Source organism: Bradyrhizobium sp. CCGUVB23, from assembly GCF_024199885.1.
GTDB lineage: Bacteria > Pseudomonadota > Alphaproteobacteria > Rhizobiales > Xanthobacteraceae > Bradyrhizobium.
The window spans coordinates 196,180-215,925 of record NZ_JANADQ010000001.1 but is presented as its reverse complement, the minus strand read 5'-3'; the positions used below and the strand labels follow the sequence as shown (position 1 = coordinate 215,925).

General features: G+C 64.1%; 17 protein-coding genes. 11 read left to right on the top strand and 6 right to left on the bottom strand.

The genetic code is table 11. The annotated features are described in order from the left end of the window. Positions 1-195 precede the first annotated feature (195 nt). The 3 genes from rocD to NLN62_RS00950 form a co-directional block, all read right to left on the bottom strand. Positions 196-1,413: an ornithine--oxo-acid transaminase gene (rocD, locus tag NLN62_RS00960; protein ID WP_027525509.1), complete on the bottom strand. Its 1,218-nt coding sequence runs from the start codon at positions 1,411-1,413 to the stop codon at positions 196-198. A gap of 63 nt (positions 1,414-1,476) precedes the next feature. Continuing rightward, positions 1,477-2,151, bottom strand: a complete 675-nt coding sequence (locus tag NLN62_RS00955) for a potassium channel family protein (RefSeq protein WP_254107042.1) — start codon at positions 2,149-2,151, stop codon at positions 1,477-1,479. 17 nt (positions 2,152-2,168) lie between these two features. Next, entirely contained in the window at positions 2,169-3,401 is a 1,233-nt protein-coding gene (locus NLN62_RS00950) for a cytochrome P450 (protein ID WP_254107041.1), read from the bottom strand. A 104-nt stretch (positions 3,402-3,505) separates the two neighbouring features. Between NLN62_RS00950 and NLN62_RS00945 the strand changes: the two genes are divergently transcribed. Together NLN62_RS00945 and NLN62_RS00940 are read left to right on the top strand one after the other, a co-directional pair. Then, positions 3,506-4,045 carry a phosphonopyruvate decarboxylase gene (locus tag NLN62_RS00945; protein ID WP_027525506.1) on the top strand — a complete coding sequence of 180 codons (540 nt, stop codon included), beginning with the start codon at positions 3,506-3,508 and terminating at the stop codon, positions 4,043-4,045. Next, positions 4,042-4,632 (top strand): thiamine pyrophosphate-dependent enzyme, encoded by a 591-nt coding sequence (locus NLN62_RS00940; protein ID WP_027525505.1) that lies wholly within the window; start codon positions 4,042-4,044, stop codon positions 4,630-4,632. Before NLN62_RS00945 ends, NLN62_RS00940 begins: the two co-directional genes overlap by 4 nt. Before the next feature lie 5 nt (positions 4,633-4,637). Here NLN62_RS00940 and NLN62_RS00935 read toward each other — a convergent pair whose 3' ends face one another. After that, on the bottom strand, positions 4,638-5,606 hold the full coding sequence (locus NLN62_RS00935) for a DMT family transporter (protein ID WP_254107040.1): 969 nt from the start codon (positions 5,604-5,606) through the stop codon (positions 4,638-4,640). A gap of 128 nt (positions 5,607-5,734) precedes the next feature. Here NLN62_RS00935 and NLN62_RS00930 point away from each other — a divergent pair, with 128 nt between their 5' ends. The 9 genes from NLN62_RS00930 to NLN62_RS00890 all read left to right on the top strand — a co-directional run bounded on the left by NLN62_RS00930 (position 5,735) and on the right by NLN62_RS00890 (position 17,657). Further along, positions 5,735-6,403 (top strand): GntR family transcriptional regulator, encoded by a 669-nt coding sequence (locus NLN62_RS00930; protein ID WP_027525503.1) that lies wholly within the window; start codon positions 5,735-5,737, stop codon positions 6,401-6,403. Between the two features lie 74 nt (positions 6,404-6,477). Continuing rightward, on the top strand, positions 6,478-7,179 hold the full coding sequence (locus NLN62_RS00925) for a TetR/AcrR family transcriptional regulator (RefSeq protein WP_027525502.1): 702 nt from the start codon (positions 6,478-6,480) through the stop codon (positions 7,177-7,179). Between the two features lies 1 nt (position 7,180). After that, positions 7,181-8,371: an efflux RND transporter periplasmic adaptor subunit gene (locus NLN62_RS00920; protein ID WP_027525501.1), complete on the top strand. Its 1,191-nt coding sequence runs from the start codon at positions 7,181-7,183 to the stop codon at positions 8,369-8,371. A 71-nt stretch (positions 8,372-8,442) separates the two neighbouring features. Continuing rightward, positions 8,443-11,538, top strand: a complete 3,096-nt coding sequence (locus NLN62_RS00915; RefSeq protein ID WP_027525500.1) for a MexW/MexI family multidrug efflux RND transporter permease subunit — start codon at positions 8,443-8,445, stop codon at positions 11,536-11,538. A gap of 111 nt (positions 11,539-11,649) precedes the next feature. Continuing rightward, positions 11,650-12,630, top strand: coding sequence for an ABC transporter substrate-binding protein (locus NLN62_RS00910; protein WP_254107039.1), 981 nt, complete (start codon positions 11,650-11,652; stop codon positions 12,628-12,630). Between the two features lie 54 nt (positions 12,631-12,684). Then, positions 12,685-15,267, top strand: a complete 2,583-nt coding sequence (locus tag NLN62_RS00905) for an ATP-binding protein (RefSeq protein WP_254107038.1) — start codon at positions 12,685-12,687, stop codon at positions 15,265-15,267. After that, complete coding sequence (locus NLN62_RS00900; protein WP_027525497.1) at positions 15,264-15,653, top strand: response regulator; 390 nt, start codon at positions 15,264-15,266, stop codon at positions 15,651-15,653. The genes NLN62_RS00905 and NLN62_RS00900 overlap by 4 nt, the downstream gene beginning before the upstream one ends. Next, the gene (locus NLN62_RS00895) at positions 15,650-16,903 is read left to right on the top strand and encodes an adenylate/guanylate cyclase domain-containing protein (RefSeq protein WP_254107037.1); all 1,254 of its coding nucleotides are present in this window, start codon (positions 15,650-15,652) and stop codon (positions 16,901-16,903) included. The genes NLN62_RS00900 and NLN62_RS00895 overlap by 4 nt, the downstream gene beginning before the upstream one ends. Before the next feature lie 10 nt (positions 16,904-16,913). Beyond that, complete coding sequence (locus NLN62_RS00890; RefSeq protein ID WP_254107036.1) at positions 16,914-17,657, top strand: hypothetical protein; 744 nt, start codon at positions 16,914-16,916, stop codon at positions 17,655-17,657. 175 nt (positions 17,658-17,832) lie between these two features. Here the strand turns inward: NLN62_RS00890 and NLN62_RS00885 are convergent, their stop codons facing one another. Together NLN62_RS00885 and NLN62_RS00880 are read right to left on the bottom strand one after the other, a co-directional pair. Continuing rightward, a complete protein-coding gene (locus NLN62_RS00885; protein WP_254107035.1) occupies positions 17,833-18,720 on the bottom strand; it encodes an ABC transporter permease in 888 nt (295 codons plus the stop codon). 3 nt (positions 18,721-18,723) lie between these two features. Further along, entirely contained in the window at positions 18,724-19,665 is a 942-nt protein-coding gene (locus NLN62_RS00880; RefSeq protein ID WP_027525493.1) for an ABC transporter permease, read from the bottom strand. Positions 19,666-19,746 lie beyond the last annotated feature (81 nt).

The following is a 19,746-nucleotide window of genomic DNA, read 5'->3' as shown; positions in this document are numbered from 1 at the left end:
GGTTCTGGGCGGACGCTCCCACGCTCGCCACGATCATCGAGACACCAACCAAAAATGCCGAAAGGCAAGTGCCACGCGGAAGCATGATCGCAACTCCACGCTCGTCCCAATCGCCCGCAATCGTTCAACGCGCTGGCGGCGATATCGTTCGTTCTTGACTGCCGCCGGTCTTGCGGTCTTCCGACGCAGGCAGCCTCAGGAGAAATCCCGCGTGAGGGTGGTGGCGAACCGTTCCAGCGCCCAGTCGACCTGATCGCTGGTGATCACCAGGGGCGGGGCGATGCGGATCGTGTGCTCATGGGTATCCTTGGCGAGGATGCCTTCAACCTGCAGAGCCTCACAGTAGCGGCGCGCGGGGCCGGCCTCTGGATGTAGTTCGACCGCCAGCATCAGCCCGCGTCCGCGCACGTCGCGGACGGTGTTGGCGCGGATGCTACTGAGGCCTTCCAGGAAGCGTTCACCCTGCACCGCGGCATTCTCGATCATTCCTTCCTCGACGAGCACGCGGAGCGCTGCCCGCGCCACAGCACAGGCGAGCGGATTGCCGCCGAACGTCGAGCCGTGCTGGCCAGGCTTCAGCGTGCCGAGGACTTCGTTGTTCGAAAGCACGGCCGAGACGGGGTAGAAGCCGCCCGACAAGGCTTTGCCGAGCAGCGTCACGTCCGCCTCGATGCCTTCGTGCTGTTCCGCGAGCAGCTTGCCGGTGCGGCCGAGCCCGGTCTGGATCTCGTCGAGGATCAGCATCACCTCGTGCGAGGAGCAGAGCTCGCGGACCCCTGTGAAATAGCCTGCCGGCGGAATGATGACGCCGGCTTCGCCCTGGATCGGTTCGACCAGGAAGGCGACGGTGTTCGGCGTGATCGCCTCCTCGAGGGCTGCGGCATCGCCGAACGGAATGATCCTGAAGCCCGGCGCGAACGGTCCGAAGTGCCCGCGCGTTGCCGGATCCGTCGAGAAGCCGACCACACCGAGAGTGCGTCCGTGGAAGTTGTTGGCGCAGACGATGATCTCGGCTTGTCCGTCCGGCACGCCCTTCACCTCATAGCCCCATTTGCGCACCGACTTGATCGCGCTCTCCACCGCCTCGGCCCCGCTGTTCATCGGCAGCACCTTGTGCGAGCCGGTCAGCTCCGCAATCTCCTCGTAGAACGGGGCGAGCTGATCGTTGTGGAATGCACGCGAGGTTAGGGTCAGTCGGCTCGCCTGCTCGACCATGGCGGCCAGAATCTTGGGGTGACAGTGGCCCTGGTTGAGAGCCGAATAGGCGGAGAGGCAATCCAGATAGCGGTTGCCCTGGGTGTCCCATACGAAGACGCCTTCGCCGCGCGACAGGACAACGCCGAGCGGCTCGTAATTGCGGGCGCCGAAACGCGCCTCCCTCGCGATGAAATCAGCGACTGGCGGACTACTCATCCTTTGTCACTCCAGCTTGTCAGCCTCACGCATTCTAGCCGAAAATGCGTGACACGTTCAAACTCACTCCTTGTCGCGGTGCTCGAGCTCCAGCGTCACCAGCCTCGCCAGCAGGGTGGCCGGATAGAGCTGTCCGAATATGGCTTCGAGATTGCAGAGGCTGCGAACGACGGGATGCACGGGTGCAACGTCGCCATAGCCGGTCGTCGTCATGGTTGCGAAGCTGAAATAGATCACCTGGCTTGCCAGCGCCGGACTATCCTCTACCTTCATGCCGGAAAATGCTTCCGGCACGAGCGACCCGACGAACGTGAAAAGGGCTGCGAAGATCACGGCGACCGTGAAGTAGAGCAGGACGGCGCCGATGACGCGATGAAAATTGATGCGCCCAGGTGCAAAGGTCGCGCGTGCCACCGCCCACGCCATCGTGACGCCGAGGATGAACCATGAGCCGGCAAAGAGGTTGAGGTCGAGCAGCGAGGGCGAGTGGAATCGCAGGACGGCGCCGGTGACGATCATGACGAGTGCGATCAGCATCGCGCCGACCGCGATCGGACTTCCCGAGATGATGAAGATGCCGCAAACGAGCAGCAGGGCGAGCACGAGCTCGGACACCTGGAAGGCGAAGATCCCGAGTGCCTGCAGCGGCGCAATGACGAACATCATGACGACGAGGAGGCCCGTCAGCGCCGTCAGGAGGGGATCGGCCCAGCGGTCGCGCAAGCTCTTGATACTCATGGAATCCTCGCCACGCGTCAGCCGATGGAGCACGGCACGTTGAGGAAGCCGCGGAACCGGACGCGGCCACCGCGCACGGGCTTCCCGCTCAAGGCATAGTTCGGGAAGCGCGCCAGGAAGCGCGAAATCGCGATCGCGCCTTCCAGCCGCGCCAGCGCCATGCCGGCACATTGATGCGCGCCGGTGGCGAAAGCGAGATGCCGGTTCGGCGTGCGCGCGATGTCGAAGATCTCAGGATCAGGAAATTGCACGGGATCGCGGTTCGCGGCGCCAATGCACAGCGTGATCGAGGTGCCGGCCTCCAGCATCACGCCGCCGAGCTCGACCGCTTCGGTGGTCATGCGGTTGCCGAGCTGGTTCGAGCTCTCATAGCGCAGCATCTCCTCGACCGCCGTCTTGATCAGGTCGGGGTTCTGGATCAGCCGCTGCTTCTGGTCCGGATGGCGATCGAGTGCCACGAGGCCATTGCCGATCAGATTGGTGGTGGTCTCGTGGCCGGCATTGAGCAGGAAGATGCAATTGTGCAGCAGCTCGGTCTCGGTCAGCCGCTCGCCGTTGTCCTCACCGCTGCCTTCTCCTTGGATCAGGCGTGTCAGCACGTCGCGCTCGGGATTGCCGGGCTTTTGCCGGCGGCGCGCGACGAGCGTCTGGAGATAGCTAAGGAAATCCTTCACCGCTTGATTGCCGCGCGCAAAAGCCTCCGGCGAGACGACTGGCTCGAGCGCGCCCAAGATCGCCAGCGACCAGCCGCGCAGCGGCTCGCGCTCGTCATGGGGGACGTCGAGCAGGTTGCCGATCACCTCGATGGGAATGGTGGCGGCGAAGTCGCCGATCAACTCGCAGTCGCCTTTGGCAGCGATCGCATCGAGCAGCCGGTCGACCAGCGCGACGAGATCGCTCTCCATGCTGGCTATCGCGCGCGGCGACAGCGCGCCCATGATCAGGCGCCGCACGCGGGTGTGCGCGGGCGGATCGTTGAACACGAGGCTCGTGGTGTGGTGCTCGTAGAGCAGGGAGGCGCCGTATTTCGGCGCGAACTCCTTCTTCTTGTCCGAGCTGAACGATCTCGTGTTCTTGTAGGTGGTGACGAGATCGTCATAGCGCGTCAGGAACACCGTGCCGTTCGGCAGGCGCTTGACCGGCTCGTTCTCCCGCAGTGCACGATAAGTCGGGTAGGGGTTGTCGTAGAACTCGGGCGTCAGCCGCTCCAGGTCGAAGCTCGCCGCCAGCTCTCTCGCGTGTGCGTTCATCCCGCTATACTCACCGGTTAAAGCCGATATGCCGTTATTGTTCTTCGAACGACGCATGCGTCCGTCTAGACTTCTTCCGACTTGCTAGCCGACTGGACACCAAAATGCACGCGCGCACTGATGCTGATGCCCCGCCGTCATGGCCCGACGAGATCTTCGCGGTCCTGGAGCGCTTCGAGGTCCGGCAGGTGCCTTATGTGCCCGATGCCGGTCACTCCCAACTCATCAAGCGCGTGCTCGCGTCATCTAGCATGCGCGGCATTCCGCTCACGACCGAGGAGGAGGGCGTGGCGCTGCTGGCGGGCGCCTGGACCGGCGGGCAGCGCGGCGTGCTGCTGATGCAGTCGAGCGGGGTCGGCAACTGCATCAACATGCTGTCGCTGATCCCGATCCTGCGCTTTCCGTTCCTCACGCTGGTGACGATGCGCGGCGAATGGGGCGAGTTCAATCCCTGGCAAGTGCCGATGGGATCGACCACCCAAGGCGTCTTCGAACTCTCCGGCGTCCAGGTCCTGCGTGCATCGCATGCCGCCGAAGTGCCGGCCGTGTTGGAGGCCGCCGCAGCGCAGGCCTACAACGCGTTGACGCCGACCGCCGTCCTCCTGTCGCAGCGCCTGATCGGCGCCAAGGTTTTCACCAAATGAGCAAGACCAATCTCCTCGATCGCCGTCAGGTCGTCGCCGCGCTGCTTGCGAACCGCAGGGATGTCGTCGCGATCGGTGGCTTGGGCGCCTCGACCAACGACATCACTGCCGCCGGTGACCACGCGCGCAATTTCTATCTCTGGGGCGGCATGGGCGGCGCCGCGATGATCGGCCTGGGGCTGGCGCTGGCCCAGCCAGAACTGCCGGTGCTTGTCATCACCGGCGACGGCGAGATGCTGATGGGGATGGGCAGCCTTGCCACCATCGGCCTGCAGAAGCCCGCCAACCTCTCGATCGTGGTGCTGGACAATGAGCGCTACGGCGAGACCGGCGGCCAGACCAGTCATACCTCGGCCGCCGCCGACCTCGTCGGCGTCGCCAGGGCCTGCGGCATCGGGGATAGCCGGGCGATCTCCACCATGGCGGAGGTCGAGAGCTTCGCCGCGTCCGTCCATGACGTCAGGGGCGGCCCCCGCTTTGCCAACGTGAAGATCGACAGCGCCGAGCTGGCCCGCATCCTGCCCACCCGCGACGGCACCTACATCGTCAACCGGCTGCGCGGCGACCTCGGGTTCCCGCCGATCTAGCTCGGTCACTTCCCGTCCAGCTTGCGGACGTGAGCGGCGACGATGAGCACGCCCGACACGATCAGGACACCACCGATCGTCTGCATCCATGTCATCCGTTCGTCGAGGCCGAGATAGCCTGAGATGACGGTTGCGGCCGGTCCCAGCGCGCTGATCATCGCGACGCGGCTCGCGCCGATACGACGCAGTGCCTCCGCCATCATGAACAGGGGCATCACGGTTGAGAACACCGCCATGGCAAGCGCGAGCTCGTAGACGCGAATGGGCAGCACGAGCGCGCCGAGCGGCCGCAGCAGCAGGAACTGCACGATGCAATAGACGCTGGCCGCGGCGGTCGCATAGGCCGTGAAACGGATCGATCCGAGCCTGGCAACGACTTCGCCACTGCCGACGAGATAGATCGAGAAGGTGACCGCGCTGAGCATCACCAGGAGAGCACCCAACCAGAAGTTTGCGTTCGGCTTGTCGAACTGGGCGGAGAGTACGAGCGCGACGCCCGCATAGGTGATGAGCAGCGCAACGACTTCGCGCTGCGAAATCCGCTTGCCCAGGACCAGCGCGGAAATGATCACCACGATCGTCGGATACAGGAACAGCAGCAGGCGGCCGATCCCGGCGGCCACGAATTGCAGTCCGAACATGTCGAGAAAGCTCGACAGGTAGTAGCCGATGAAACCAAGCGCCGCGAGGGCCATCGCGTCGCATCTTGTGAGCGGGGCGGGAGCTGCCGAGGAACGGTGATGAAGCGCCAGCGCCGCGGCCAGGAACGGCAATGAGAAGATCATCCGCAGCGCCAGCAGCGTCACCGGATCGCTCATGTCCTCATAGGCAAGCTTGACGAAGATCGCACGCAGCGAAAACGCGATCGCCGCGACCGCCGCCAGGCCGACGCCGACGAGGTTGTGAGCGGCGGACACCGGGCGGGCGGTGCTGACCGCATCCGGCATCTCTTCGTCATCCGTGGTCGTCGTCATTCCTCACCTTCTTTCCCTGGAATACCGTTTTGGGATACCAAAATGAAGTTGAATGGGATACCAAAAAGGGATACCATTGTTCACAATTGCGAGCGGTATGACGCGCGCGGAAGGCTGGAGATTTCGGCGTGTCGCAGATGCTGCTGATCCACGATCAGCTCAGGGAAATGATTCTCTCGCTGGACCTCGGGCCCGGCGAGCGTCTGACCGAGCGCTGGCTGGAAGGTCGCTTCCAGAGCTCGCGCACGCCCATTCGCGCCGCGCTGGCGCGGTTGGAGGGCGAGGGCCTGGTGCAGCGGGAGGGGCGGAATTGGGCCGTGGCCCCGATCGATCTCGGCGAAATCGAAGCCCTGGCCGAATTTCGTGAGCCGCTCGAGGTGACCGCGGTGCGGCTTGCCTGCGCGCGAGCGGCGTCGGCGGATCTCGATGGCATCGAAGAAATGCTCAATGCCTGCCGTTCTGACGTGCCACGCGAGGAGTGGCACAAGATCGGTACCGACTTCCATGTCGAAATTGCCCGGCTCAGCGGCAACAAGTTTCTCGTCGCCGCGATCGACGGGGTGATGATCAGGCTCTCGCGAGCCCGCTGGCTCGAGGTCTGGACCGAGTCGTCACGCGAGCAGGCCTGGAGCGAGCACCGCCGAATCCTCGGCTATATCCGCAGCGGGCAGTCAGAGGAGGCCGCACGAGAGGCTTCTGCCCATGTGCGCGATACGCGGGATCGTCTGCTGCGCTCGCTGAACGCGGACCGGCGCGGCCTCCGCGCCCGGGGGTTTGCTATCGTCGGGGCGCGCTGAGCTTTGTCACCTCATCGAGGTTGCATCGCAGCACTCTACTTGACTTTTGCGTGGGTGAGTGCTTACTCACTAACATGAGCTCACTGCGTATGACGAGCGACCTGAGGAGGCAACTCATCCTCGGTGCCGCGAAACGTTGCTTTGCCCGTCACGGGTATACCGGCACCACGACCAAGAGCGTGGCGGCCGCCGCTGCCATTTCTGAAGCGCTGCTGTTCAAGCATTTCCCGTCCAAGGCCGCGCTGTACGCCGAGATCCTCAGCGACGAGTGCGAGGCTGATCCGGCACTGATGGAGCTTCTTGAGCGGGAGCCGTCAACAGCCACCCTGGTCGAGCTGATCCGGAGCATGGTCGAGCACTTCATGCAGATCGCAGACAGCCCGGATCAGGAGGAGGCGCAGCGCCTGCGGCTGATGGTTACTAGCCATCTGGATGATGGCGAATTCGCGCGCCTGCTATATGCCAAGATCGAGAATCTGATCGGAGCCGTTTTCGTCGCCTCGCTGGAGCGCGCGGTGGCGGCGGGCGACGCAAGGCCCTGCGCAACGGATCCGCTCAACCTGTTCTGGTTCGCGCACCATTCGGTGATGACGGCTGCGCTGACCAGGCTGCCGGCCACGCCTTGCCTCGCCTACGGCAAAGCGGGCGATCTGGGGCGGCAGCTCTGTGAGTTTCTCCTGAGAGGTATCGGACTTAACGACGCCGCAATTGCTTCGCATCTGGGCCACGTTTTGGCGCCGGGTGCCGGCGAGGCGGCGATTGCAGAAAGTGCATGACATGAACATCGTGGCTGAACACAAAATATCGGGCGAACCGATCGACAAGGCGCCCAAGCGCCCGGTGAAGCCGGTGCGCTGGTTCATCATTGTCGGTTTGCTGCTCGGCGCACTCGTCGGCGGGCTGGTCTGGTTCAATTCTTTCCGTGGCCAGATGATCAAGCAGTTCTTCGCCAACAACAAGCCGCCGCCGGTGAGCGTCAGCGCGGCCGAGGCGAAGTCCGAGGTGGTGCCGAACCTGTTGACCGCGGTCGGCGAGCTCGCCGCCGTGCATCAGGTCAACGTCACCGCCGACGTCAACGGCCGTGTCACCGAGATCAAGTTCGAGCCGGGCGCGCATGTCGAGGAAGGCACGCCGCTGGTGCAGCTCTTCGACGCGCCAGAGCAGGGTGACCTTGCCAACTTCAAGGCGCAGGCAACGGTGGCGCAGCTCTCCCTCGACCGCGCCAAGCAGCTCGCCTCACGCCAGTTCGGTCCGCAGGCGACCGTCGACCAGGCGCAGGCTTCCTACGATCAGGCGATGGCAGGCATCGCCAAGACGGAGGCGCTGATCTCGCAGAAGCTGGTGCGGGCGCCGTTCTCCGGCGATCTCGGCGTGCGCAAGGTCGAAGTCGGCCAGTATCTCACCGCGGGCACGGCCATCGTGTCGCTGACGGATCTGTCGGTGCTGTGGGCCAATTTCACGGTGACGGAGAAGGACTCAGGCAATCTGAAGGTCGGCCAGACCGTGCGGCTGAAGGTCGATGCCTATCCGGGCCGCGTCTTCGAGGGCAAGATCACCACCATCGAGCCGCAGATCGCGAGCGACACCCGCAACATCCGCGTGCAGGCGACGATCGCGAATCCGGACAAGATCCTGAAGCCCGGCATGTTCGTGACCACGACGGTGGTGCTGCCGGACAAGCCTCCGGTGATCACCGTTCCGGAGACGGCGGTCGACTACACGCTCTATGGCGACTCGGTGTTCGTCATCACGGAGAAGCAGGGAGAGGACGGCAAGACCAGCCTGAATGCCGTGCGCACTTTCGTGCAGACCGGCAATCGGGTCGAAGGCCGCGCCGAGATCCTCAAGGGCCTGAAGCCGGGTGACAAGGTCGTCGCCCTCGGCCAGCTCAAGCTGCAATCGGGCGCAGCCGTGGCGATTTCGCCCGATCCGGCGCCGGCCATTCCGGCGCAGCCGCCGCGCTACTGACAACGCGCTCGCGTGATCCGGCCTGACGCCGGATCACGCCACTCAAGCAAAACGAATTCGAGATCGCCGCGATGGCCTTTACCGATATCTTCATCAAGCGACCGGTCCTGTCGGTCGTCGTCAGCCTGCTGATCCTCCTGATCGGCCTACGTGCGGCGATGGTGCTGCCGATCCGGCAATATCCCAAACTGTCGAACACGGTCGTGAACGTCACGACCTCTTATCCCGGCGCGTCCGCGGACCTGATCCAGGGCTTCATCACGACGCCGATCGAGCAGGCGGTCGCGTCCGCCGAGGGCGTCGACTACATCACGTCATCGTCCGTGCAGGGCACGAGCACGATCCAGGTCTACATCAAGCTGAACTTCGATCCGAACCAGGCGCTCACCGAGGTGCTCGCCAAGGTGAATTCGGTCAAATATCTGATCCCGAAGGAATCGAACGATCCGATCGTCACCAAGACGACGGGCCAGACCACGGCGGTGATGTATATCGGCTTCTCCTCGGAGGAGCTCTCGGGCTCGGCGATCTCGGACTACCTGACGCGTGTGGTGCAGCCGGTGCTGTCGACCGTCGACGGCGTCGCGTCGGCCGACATCCTGGGCGGCCAGACCTTTGCGATGCGGCTGTGGCTTGATCCCGTGAAGATGGCCGGCCGCAATGTGTCGCCGGCCGATGTCGCGGCCGCGATCACCGCCAACAACTTCCAGTCGGCGGCCGGCCAGACCAAGGGCTATCTCATCGTCTCCAATATCAATACCAACACGGGCCTCACCGACGTCAATCAATTCAAGAAATTGATCGTCAAGGCCAAGGACGGCGGCTTCGTTCGGATGGAGGACATCGCGACCGTCGAGCTTGCCGCCCAAAGCACCGATGCGAGCGTCGCCTTCAACGGCGATCATGCCATCTTCATCGGCGTGAACGCGACGCCGCAGGGCAACCCGCTCACGCTGGTGAAGGGCGTGCGCGCGCTGTTCCCCGAACTGGAGCGCAATCTGCCGCCGTCGATGAAGATGAAGGTCGCCTACGACTCGACCAAGTTCATCCAGTCCTCGATCGACGAGGTCGAGAAGACGCTTGGCGAGGCCGTGATCATCGTCATCGTGGTGATCTTCCTGTTCCTGGCCTCGTTCCGATCGGTGATCATTCCGGTCGTCACGATCCCGCTCTCGATGATCGGTGTCTGCACCCTGATGCTCGCGATGGGTTTCACCTTCAACCTGCTGACGCTGCTCGCGATGGTGCTCGCCATCGGTCTCGTCGTCGACGACGCCATCGTGGTGGTGGAGAACATCCACCGCCATCTGGAGGAGGGCAAGACGCCGGTGCAGTCTGCGCTGCAAGGCGCGCGCGAGATCGTCGGGCCCGTCATATCGATGACGATTACGCTGGCCGCGGTGTATGCTCCGATCGGCTTCCTCGGCGGCCTGACCGGTTCGCTGTTCCGCGAATTCGCCTTCACGCTTGCAGGCTCGGTGATCGTGTCCGGCGTCATCGCGCTGACACTGTCGCCGATGATGTGCTCGGTGCTCCTGAAGAGTGCCGACGAAGGGCGCTTCGGCAAACTCGTGAACAAGGTGTTCGGCGCGGTGACGCGCTGGTACGGCCGCAAGCTCGACCGCTCGCTCGACTATCGTCCAGTCACGTTCCTCTGTGCGATGACCATTCTGGGATTGGTCGGATTTCTGTGGTTCCATACCTCGGCTGAGCTTGCACCCGAGGAAGATCAGGGCATCGTGTTCGCGGTGACCAAGGCGCCGAAATACGCCAACATCGACTATCTCGATTTCTATGGCGAGAAGCTCGACAAGAAGTTCCAAAGCTTCCCCGAGACCGACCTGCGCTTCGTGCTGAATGGCATCAACGGCCCGCAGAACGGCATCGCCGGTATGCTGCTAAAGCCCTGGGACGAGCGCAAACGCTCGTCGATCAAGCTGAAGCCGCTGGTGCAGGCTGAGCTCTCCAAGATCGAGGGCGTGCAGGCGTTCGCCTTCAACCTGCCGCCGCTGCCGGGCGGGCCGGGCGGTCTGCCGGTGCAGATGGTGATCAACTCGACCGCCGGTTTCCAGACCGTCTATGAGCAGATGGAGAAGCTGAAGGACGCCGCGCGCAAGAGCGGCATGTTCATCGTCTCCGACAGCGATCTCAACTTCAACCAGCCGACGGTGAAGGTGAAGATCGATCGCACCAAGGCGCAGGACCTCGGCATCAACATGCAGAACGTCGGCAGCGCGCTGGCGGTGCTCTTGGGTGGCAACTACATCAACCGCTTCAATCTCGAGGGACGCTCCTACCAGGTGATCCCGCAGGTGCCACGCGGCCAGCGGCTCTCGCCTGAGTTGCTCGGCGGCTACTACGTGACGACGAACACCGGTCAGCAGCTTCCGCTGTCGACGGTGGTGTCGATCGAGACCTCGACCGATCCGAACTCGCTGTCCCACTACAATCAGCTCAACTCGGCGACCTTCTCGGCCGTGCCGATGCCGGGCGTGACCATGGGACAAGCGGTCGACTTCCTCGAAGGCGAGGCCAAGAAGCTGCCGCAAGGCTTTAGTCACGACTATCTCTCCGAAAGCCGACAGTACGTGCAGGAGGGCAATCAGCTTCTCATTACGATGGGATTTGCGCTGATTATCATCTTCCTGGTGCTGGCGGCGCAGTTCGAGAGCTTGCGTGACCCGCTGGTCATCATGATCTCGGTGCCGATGGCGATCGTCGGCGCCCTGATCCCGCTCTATTTTGGCGTGGCGACCATGAACATCTACACGAAGGTCGGATTGCTGACGCTGATTGGCCTGATCACCAAGCACGGCATCCTGATGGTGGAGTTCGCCAACGAGCTCCAGATCAACGAACGGCTCGACCGCCGCTCGGCGATCGAAATGGCGGCCCGCATCCGTCTGCGGCCGATCCTGATGACGACAGCTGCGATGGTCACCGGCCTGATCCCGCTGCTGACCGCGACGGGCGCCGGCGCGGCCAGCCGGTTCTCGATCGGCCTCGTGGTCGTGGTGGGCATGTCGATCGGCACGCTGTTCACGCTGTTCGTGCTGCCGGCGGTCTATGTGGTGCTCGCGACCGACCACCGCGCCAAGACCGAATCCGAACGGAACAAGCAGATCGAGGCGCTGGATGTCGGCTCCAGCGCGCTGCGGCCGACCTGAGGCCGATCGATCGAAGATGCAAAGCGGCAATGGCCATCGCCATTGCCGCTTTTTTCTTGTCCCATGCTAGACTTGCGCGGTGCGCTGTTGCGCCAGAGCAGGGAAGACATGATGAGGCGGCGCGAATTCCTGGGAGGGCTTGGCTGCGTTTCGCTGCTTTGTTCGGGCTCGGTCGTGGCACAGGGCGGCAAGACCTACCGTCTCGGCACGCTGACACCGATCGTGCCCATTGCGGAGACGAGTCCGGGCGGCAAGATCCTGATCAAGGTGCTCGGCGAGCGTGGCTTCCGCCTCGGTCAGAATCTCAGTCTTGAGCCTCGCGGCGCGGCAGGCGATGTCGCCAAGCTCCCCTCGCTGATCGCGGATCTGAAATCCAGGAGCGTCGATGCCATTGTCATCATAGGCTACCCGACGGCCATGGCCGCAAAGGCGGCGGGCGTACCTACTGTTGCGGCAAGTGGCATTGGCGATCCCGTCGAGACCCGGCTCATCGAAAGCCTCGCTCATCCCGGTGGCAACATCACCGGCATTTCGGACGTCGCGGCGACGCTCAGTGCCAAGCGGCTGGCGTTGTTGAAGGAGATGTCGCCGAAGCTGACCAAGGTCGCCATGCTCTGGAACAAGGACGACCTCGGCATGACCACGCGCTACCAGGCATCGGCGAAGGCCGCCCAGGCGCTCGGGCTGACCGTGCAGGCGCTCGGCGTCCGCGAGCCCGACGATTTCGACGAGGCCTTCTCGGTGATGTCAGGCGATTTGCCGGATGGCATCCTGATGGTGGCGGATGCGCTCACCATTCTCAACCGCAAGCGGGTGTTCGAGTTTGCCGCCGTCCGGAAGCTGCCAGCAATCTACGAAAATGATGACTTCGCCCGCGACGGCGGGCTGATGTCCTACGGACCGGACGTGTCGGAATGTTTCGAGCGGGCAGCAGCACTGGTCGCCCGCATTTTCAGCGGAGCGAATCCCGGCGATCTGCCGTTCGAGCAGCCGACCCGCTATCCCCTCGCGCTCAACCTGAAGACGGCCAAAGCGACTGGACTCGAGATTCCGCCCACCTTGCTGGCGCTCGCCGACGAGGTCATCGAGTAGCGTTGTGCACTGCCGCAAGAGACAAGTCCGGGCCTTCTTGCTAGGTTCGGCGGGATGAGCATTTCCCTCCATCCCGACACGCCGCAGGGCCGGTCGCTTCCTGGTAGCGCAGTGGCGAGCGATGCCGCGTCCGGGGAGGGCCCGCGGCCCGGGATCCGGACCCGGCTGTTCACCAAATATGTCGGGCTGTTCGTGGCCGTGGTGGCCGTTGCGCTGCTCGCCAACGGTCTCTTCGAGGTGTTCTTCTATTATCGTGAGCACAAGGCCGCGCTGATCCGCGTTCAGCGCGAGCAGGCCGAGGCGGCCGCCGCCAAGATCGGCCAGTTCGTCAAGGAGATCGAGAGCCAGCTTGGCTGGACCACGCAACTGCCGTGGTCGGCCGGCTCGATCGAGCAGCGCCGCTTCGATGCGCTGCGGCTTCTGCGCCAGGTTCCGGCCATCACCGAGCTCGCCCAGGTCGATTCGACCGGCAAGGAGCGCTTGCGCGTCTCGCGCCTGGCGATGGACGTCGTCGACAGCGGGATCGATCTCTCCAAGGATGCGAAATTCACCGAGGCCGTTGCGCACAAGGTCTATTACGGGCCTGTCTATTTCCGGCGGGAGTCCGAGCCGTACATGACGCTGGCGCTGGCCGGCACGCGCAAGGACGCCGGCGTCAGCATCGCGGAAGTCAATCTCAAGCTGATCTGGGACGTCGTCTCGCAGATCAAGGTCGGCGAGCACGGGCATGCCTATGTGGTGGGCTCGCAGGGCCGGCTGATCGCGCATCCCGACATCAGCCTGGTGTTGCGCAACACCGACATGTCCAGGCTCGAGCAGGTGCGCGCCGCGCAGGCCGGCGGCGGGACCATGCCTGACTCGTTGCAGGAGGCGACGAATATCCAGGGACAGAAGGTGCTGACGGCGTCTGCGCCGATCGCGCCGCTGGGCTGGACCATGTTCGTGGAGCTTCCGGTCGAGGAAGCCTATGCCTCGCTCTATGCCTCCCTGCAACGTCTCGCCATCGTGCTGCTCGCAGCATCCATCTTCGCAGTGCTCGCAGGGATTTTCCTGGCGCGGCGCATGGTCGGCCCGATCCAGGCACTGCGCACCGGCGCCGAGCGCATTGGCGGCGGCGACTTCTCGCAGCGCATCTCGATCAAGACCGGCGATGAGCTGGAAGGGCTCGCCAACCAGTTCAACGACATGGGCGCGCGGCTGCAGGAATCCTATGCGGACCTCGAGAACAAGGTCGAGCAGCGCACGGCGGAACTGAGCGAATCCCTACAGCAGCAGACGGCGACCGCCGACGTGCTCAAGGTGATCAGCCGTTCCGCGTTCGATCTGAAATCCGTGCTGACGACGCTGACGGAATCAGCGCAGGCGCTGTGCGGCGCCTCGCTCGGCATCATCTGCCTGCGCGATGGCGAGGTGATGCGGCTCAAGGCCGAGTCGGGCTGCACGCAAGCCTTCATCGATTTCATGGAGGCTCACCCGATCAGGCCGGGACGTGAGACCATCACCGGCCGCGTCTTCATGGACGGCAAGCCGGTTCACGTTCCCGACATTCGCGAGGACTCCGAATATAATTTCGGACAGGCGCCTGTGATCGGCCTCTATCGTGCCGTGCTCGCCGTGCCGCTGATGCGCGACAAGGCGGTTGAAGGTGTGCTTCTGCTGGGACGGCCTGATCCGGGCCCCTTCAGCCAGCGCCAGATGGACCTCGTCCAGACCTTCGCCGACCAGGCGGTCATTGCGATCGAGAATGTGCGCCTGTTCGAGCAGGTCCAGGAGCGCACCAAGGAGCTCTCCCAATCCCTCGACGAGCTGCGCACTGCGCAGGACCGCCTGATCCAGACCGAGAAGCTGGCGTCGCTGGGGCAGCTTACCGCCGGCATCGCGCACGAGATCAAGAACCCACTCAACTTCGTCAACAATTTCTCCTCGGTGTCGACGGAGTTGATCGACGAACTCAACCAGGTGCTGCAAGGAGGCGGCCTCGACGACAAGACCAAGGAGGAGGTCGCCGAGCTCACCCACATGCTCAAGGGCAACCTTGAGAAGGTGGTACAGCACGGCAAGCGCGCCGATTCCATCGTCAAGAACATGCTCTTGCATTCGCGCGAAGGCTCGGGCGAGCGGCGGGCGGCGGACATCAACACGCTCGTTGAGGAGAGTCTCAACCTTGCCTATCACGGCGCGCGCGCCGAAAAGCCGGGCTTCAACATCACGCTCAAGCGCGACCTCGATCCGGCCGCCGGCATGCTCGACATCTATCCGCAGGAGATCACCCGCGTCTTCCTCAACCTGATCTCGAACGGCTTCTATGCCGCGACCAAGCGCAAGGAGAGCGAGGGCGGCGCTTTCGAGCCGACGCTGAGCGCCTCAACCAGGAACCTCGGCAACAGGGTCGAAATCAGGATCCGCGACAACGGCACCGGCATCCCGCCCGAGGTGAAGGAGAAAATGTTCAATCCCTTCTTCACCACCAAGCCGGCCGGCGAGGGAACCGGGCTCGGCCTGTCCATGAGTCACGACATCGTGGTGAAACAGCATGGCGGCACGGTCGACGTAAATACAGAGCCGGGCGCTTTCACTGAATTCATCATTACGCTGCCGCGCATGCTGGCAGAAGGCAATACCGGAGGCAGGAATTGAACGTCTACATCCTTGTCGTCGACGACGAGCCCGACGTTGAGGCGCTGTTTCGTCAGCAGTTCCGGCGCGACCTGCGCGCGGGCCGTTTCCAGATGGAGTTTGCCCCGTCCGCGCCGGTGGCGATCGAACGCGCCGTCGAAGTGCGCGATCCCTCGCTGATCCTGATCCTCTCCGACATCAATATGCCCGGCATGAGCGGGCTCGACATGTTGCCGAAAGTGCGCGCAGAACGCCCGGATGTGCCCGTGATCATGATCACGGCCTACGGCGATGCGGAAACACGGCGGAAGGCGATCGAGCGCGGCGCGGTCGGGCTTCTGACCAAACCGATCGATTTTGCGCTGCTGCGGCAGGAGATCGACACAAGGCTCGAGCAAGCAGCATGACATCCACGATTCTCGTTGTCGATGATGAGCCCGATCTGGAGGCGCTGGTCCTCCAGAAGTTTCGCAGGCAGATTCGCGAGGGACTCGTCAGCTTCATGTTTGCCCATGATGGCGTCGAGGCGTTGCAATCGATCGAGCTGCATCCGCATGTCGACCTGGTGGTATCAGACATCAACATGCCGCGGATGGACGGGCTGTCGCTGCTCCAGAAGCTCCAGGAGGCGGAGGACAAGAAGTCGACGATCATCGTCTCGGCCTACGGCGACATGAGCAACATCCGCACCGCGATGAACCGCGGCGCCTTCGACTTTCTCACCAAGCCGATCGACTTCGCCGATCTGGAGACCACGATCCAGAAGACCATCCGCCACGTCGAGACGCTGCGCGAGGCGCGGCGACGGCAGGCGGAGGCCGAACGCGCCCATGCCTCGCTGTCGCGCTACTTCTCGCCCGAGATCGCCAAGCGCCTGGCCGCGGCAAGCGGCGAGAGCGACGGCATGGAGGTGCAATGGCGCGACGTCGCGACCATTTTCACCGACATTACCGGCTTCACGACCCTGGTCGAGAGCGCGGCGCCGGAGACGCTGGGCGAGCTCCTCAACGCCTATGTGGGCGGCATGACCGACATCGTGTTCGAGCACGAGGGCACGGTTGCAAAGATCATCGGCGATGCCATCCAGGTGCTGTTCAACGCGCCCGGCGATCAGCCAGATTTCGCAACGCGTGCGGTCGCCTGCGCCCACGATCTCGATAAATGGGCCGAAGACTTTCGCCAGCGCTGGAAGGACAAGGGCGTCAATTTCGGCACGACGCGCATCGGCGTCCATGCCGGGCCCGCGCTGGTCGGTAATTTCGGCGGCAGCCGCTTCTTCGATTACACCGCCTATGGCGACACCATCAACACGGCGGCGCGGCTGGAAGCCGCCAACAAGTATCTGGGCACGCGCATCTGCGTCAGCGCCACCATCGCCAAGGGAGCCTCGAATTTTCGGGGCCGGCCCGTGGGCGACCTCATGCTGCGCGGCCGCAGCGAGCCGCTGCGCGCCTTCGAGCCGCTGCCGCCGGCAAGATTCGAAACACCTCTGACGACGCAGTACTCCGAAGCCTTCGCCAAGCTTGAAGCCGGCGACGTCGCGGCCATGCCGGCCTTCGCCGCGCTGGTCGGCATGCACGCCGACGATGCGCTGGCCGGCTTCCACCTCAAGCGCCTGCTCAACGGCGCCAAGGGCGTCCGCATGCAACTGGAATAGGGATTGGAAAATGACCCGCGAATTCGCCGCCGGCAACTATCGCTTCATTCCGTCCGTATTCCAGTATTCGGCGGGCGCCGCCGCCGATCCCGGCTACGAGATCGAGCGGGTTCGCTTCGATCGTCTGGTGCCGCTGGCGGAGGGATTTTCGCTGGCCGCCAAATTCATCCGGGAGGCGGGGAGGCCGCTAACGGCGTTCTGCGCCGGCGAGCTGCGCTCGCCGGCCGCGTTCACGGAAGAAGGCTTCCGCAACTTCAATCTGCACTATGTCAAGACGCTGTCCGAATGGGGCATTTTCGACGGCACCACCAATCCGGTGGCACGCAGCAATGTCTGTCCCGATATCGATCCGCCCGCCGAGCCTTCCTTTCATGCATTCTCCTTCACGCGGCCGACGCGGTCGAGCACACCGACCTTCGTGATCGCCGGCGGCGCCGAGGCGCGGGAGGGTAGCGGCAGCTATGTCGAGCGCACCGTGCGCTATCGCGACCTCAGCCCGGAGGGGATCACGGAGAAGGTCCGCTTCACCACCGCGCAGATGGAGAGCCGCCTTGCGGCATTCGGCTTCGGTTGGAAGGAGACGACCGCCGTGCAGGCCTATTCGATCCGCAATTTCCACCACGCGCTGGGCGACGAGCTAGTCCGCCGCGGCGCTCTACGCTCGGGGCTCACCTGGCATTTCGCGCGGCCGCCGGTCGTCGATCTCGAATTCGAGATGGATTGCCGCCGCGTGGTGCGCGAGGTCGTGATCTAGCTTCTGGCGCCGCGTGCACTGCCCCATCTCTCCCAAGGGGAGAGGTCGGCGCGAAGCGCCGGGTGAGGGGTTACGCTCTATCGATGGACCTGACCCCCTCACCCGAATTGCTGCGCAATTCGACCTCTCCCTCCGGGAGAGGTGCTCGGACCGGCGACGACTTTGTCACTTCACCTTAGCGCTGGCGCGGATCGAGCGCGTCGCGCAGGCCGTCGCCGAGCAGGTTCAGGGACAGCACCACCAGGAAGATCGCGAGGCCAGGCCAGATCGCCATCCACGGCGCCTGCGTCAGGAAGCGCTGGGCGGCGTTGAGCATGCTGCCCCAGGACGGCGCCGGCGGCTGCTGGCCGAGGCCAAGGAACGACAGCGCGGCCTCCGCGATGATGGCCGCGGCGATCGACAGCGTCGCCTGGACCAGCAGCGCCGGCAGGATGTTGGGCAGGATGTGGGCGAACGCGATCCGCCAGGAGGGGTTGCCGAGGGCGCGCGCCGCCTCGACATAGTCCTCGGCCTTGACGCTCAGCACCTGCCCGCGGGTGAGGCGAATGAATACCGGAGTAGCCGAGATGCCGATCGCGATCATGGCGTTACCGAGGCTCGGGCCCAGGAACGCCGCGAGCGCGATAGCGAGGATCAGGAACGGGCATGCGAGCATCGCATCGGTGATCCGGCTGATCAGCGCGTCGGTGAAGCCGCCGCGGTATCCGGCAAGCAGGCCGAGCGGTACGCCGATGCCAAGCGCGATCGCGACCGAGATGGCACCGGCGAGCAGCGAGGCGCGCGCGCCGTAGACGACGCGACTCAATATGTCGCGGCCGAGCTCATCGGTGCCGAACCAATGTAGCGCGGTGGGGGCTTTTCGCACCAGGCTCCAGCTCGTGGCAACGGGATCATACGGAACGATCAACGGCGCCAGCAGAGCCAACAGGATGAACGCCGTCATCACGACGAGCCCCGCGACCGCCGCCTTGCGCTTGAACAGGCGCCGCCGCGCGCGGCGTGCGGGGCTGTCGAGCTCGCTCGTATCAGTGGCGGGATTGGTTGAAAGCGCCGCGTCGGCCATGGCCTAGCCCCTCAGCCGCGGATTGACGAGGATATAGGCGATGTCGGCGATCAGGTTGAGCGTGATGTAGATCGTCGCGGTGACCAGCACGACACCTTGGACGACTGCATAGTCGCGGTTGAACACCGCGTCGACGATCAGCTTGCCGAAGCCGGGAATGGAAAAGATCTGCTCGGTCAGCACCGCGCCCGACAGCAGCGTGCCGAGTTCGAGCGCACCAAGCGTGATCACCGGCGTCAGCGCATTGCGCATGGCGTGCTTGAGGATGACGGTCCGCTCCAGGAGGCCCTTGGCGCGCGCGGTGCGGACATAGTCGCTCTCCAGCACCTGGAGCATGGCGCTGCGCGTATGCCGCATCAGGATCGCGGCGATGGCGTTGCCGAGCACGAAGGCCGGCATGATCGTGGCGGCAAGGCTCGCGCGCCAGTCCTCCGTCAGCGGCACATAGCCGGAGGCCGGCAGCCAGCCGAGCTCGATCGAGAACAGGAAGATCAGCATGATGCCGAGCCAGAAGTTCGGCGTCGAGATGCCCCACAGCGCAAACAAATTGGCGCCGTAGTCCCAGGCGGTACCTTTCTTGACCGCCGAGACGATGCCCGCGGGAATGCCGATCAGGAACGCGATCAGGATCGCCATCGACGCAAGCTGCAGCGTCACCGGAAGCTTTTGCGCGATCAGCGCGCGCACCGGCATCTTGTTGCGCAGGGACTCGCCGAAGTCGCCGGTCAGAACCCCTTTTACCCAATAGGCGTATTGGACGGGGATGGGCTGATCGAGCCGGTATTGCTTGCGGATCTGCGCGATCACGGCGGGATCACGCTCCTCGCCGGCCATCACCAGCGCCGGATCGCCCGGCAGGAGTTGCTGCAGCGAGAAGATCAGCACCGACACGAAGAACAGCGTCGGTATGATCTGCGCAAGACGGCGGGCGAGGAAGTTCAGCATGGACGCTCCCATGTCCCGGGCGCGGCGCAACATGCAATGTTGCGACGCTGAACCGGGATCCATGCGTCATTGTTTGGGGCT

Bases quoted from the DNA above. Each gene is read 5' to 3' on its own strand.
- rocD (WP_027525509.1), bottom strand. From the start codon at position 1,413: ATGAGTAGTCCGCCAGTCGCTGATTTCATCGCGAGGGAGGCGCGTTTC.
- NLN62_RS00955 (WP_254107042.1), bottom strand. From the start codon at position 2,151: ATGAGTATCAAGAGCTTGCGCGACCGCTGGGCCGATCCCCTCCTGACG.
- NLN62_RS00950 (WP_254107041.1), bottom strand. From the start codon at position 3,401: ATGAACGCACACGCGAGAGAGCTGGCGGCGAGCTTCGACCTGGAGCGG.
- NLN62_RS00945 (WP_027525506.1), top strand. From the start codon at position 3,506: ATGCACGCGCGCACTGATGCTGATGCCCCGCCGTCATGGCCCGACGAG.
- NLN62_RS00940 (WP_027525505.1), top strand. From the start codon at position 4,042: ATGAGCAAGACCAATCTCCTCGATCGCCGTCAGGTCGTCGCCGCGCTG.
- NLN62_RS00935 (WP_254107040.1), bottom strand. From the start codon at position 5,606: ATGACGACGACCACGGATGACGAAGAGATGCCGGATGCGGTCAGCACC.
- NLN62_RS00925 (WP_027525502.1), top strand. From the start codon at position 6,478: ATGAGCTCACTGCGTATGACGAGCGACCTGAGGAGGCAACTCATCCTC.
- NLN62_RS00920 (WP_027525501.1), top strand. From the start codon at position 7,181: ATGAACATCGTGGCTGAACACAAAATATCGGGCGAACCGATCGACAAG.
- NLN62_RS00915 (WP_027525500.1), top strand. From the start codon at position 8,443: ATGGCCTTTACCGATATCTTCATCAAGCGACCGGTCCTGTCGGTCGTC.
- NLN62_RS00910 (WP_254107039.1), top strand. From the start codon at position 11,650: ATGAGGCGGCGCGAATTCCTGGGAGGGCTTGGCTGCGTTTCGCTGCTT.
- NLN62_RS00905 (WP_254107038.1), top strand. From the start codon at position 12,685: ATGAGCATTTCCCTCCATCCCGACACGCCGCAGGGCCGGTCGCTTCCT.
- NLN62_RS00895 (WP_254107037.1), top strand. From the start codon at position 15,650: ATGACATCCACGATTCTCGTTGTCGATGATGAGCCCGATCTGGAGGCG.
- NLN62_RS00890 (WP_254107036.1), top strand. From the start codon at position 16,914: ATGACCCGCGAATTCGCCGCCGGCAACTATCGCTTCATTCCGTCCGTA.
- NLN62_RS00885 (WP_254107035.1), bottom strand. From the start codon at position 18,720: ATGGCCGACGCGGCGCTTTCAACCAATCCCGCCACTGATACGAGCGAG.
- NLN62_RS00880 (WP_027525493.1), bottom strand. From the start codon at position 19,665: ATGCTGAACTTCCTCGCCCGCCGTCTTGCGCAGATCATACCGACGCTG.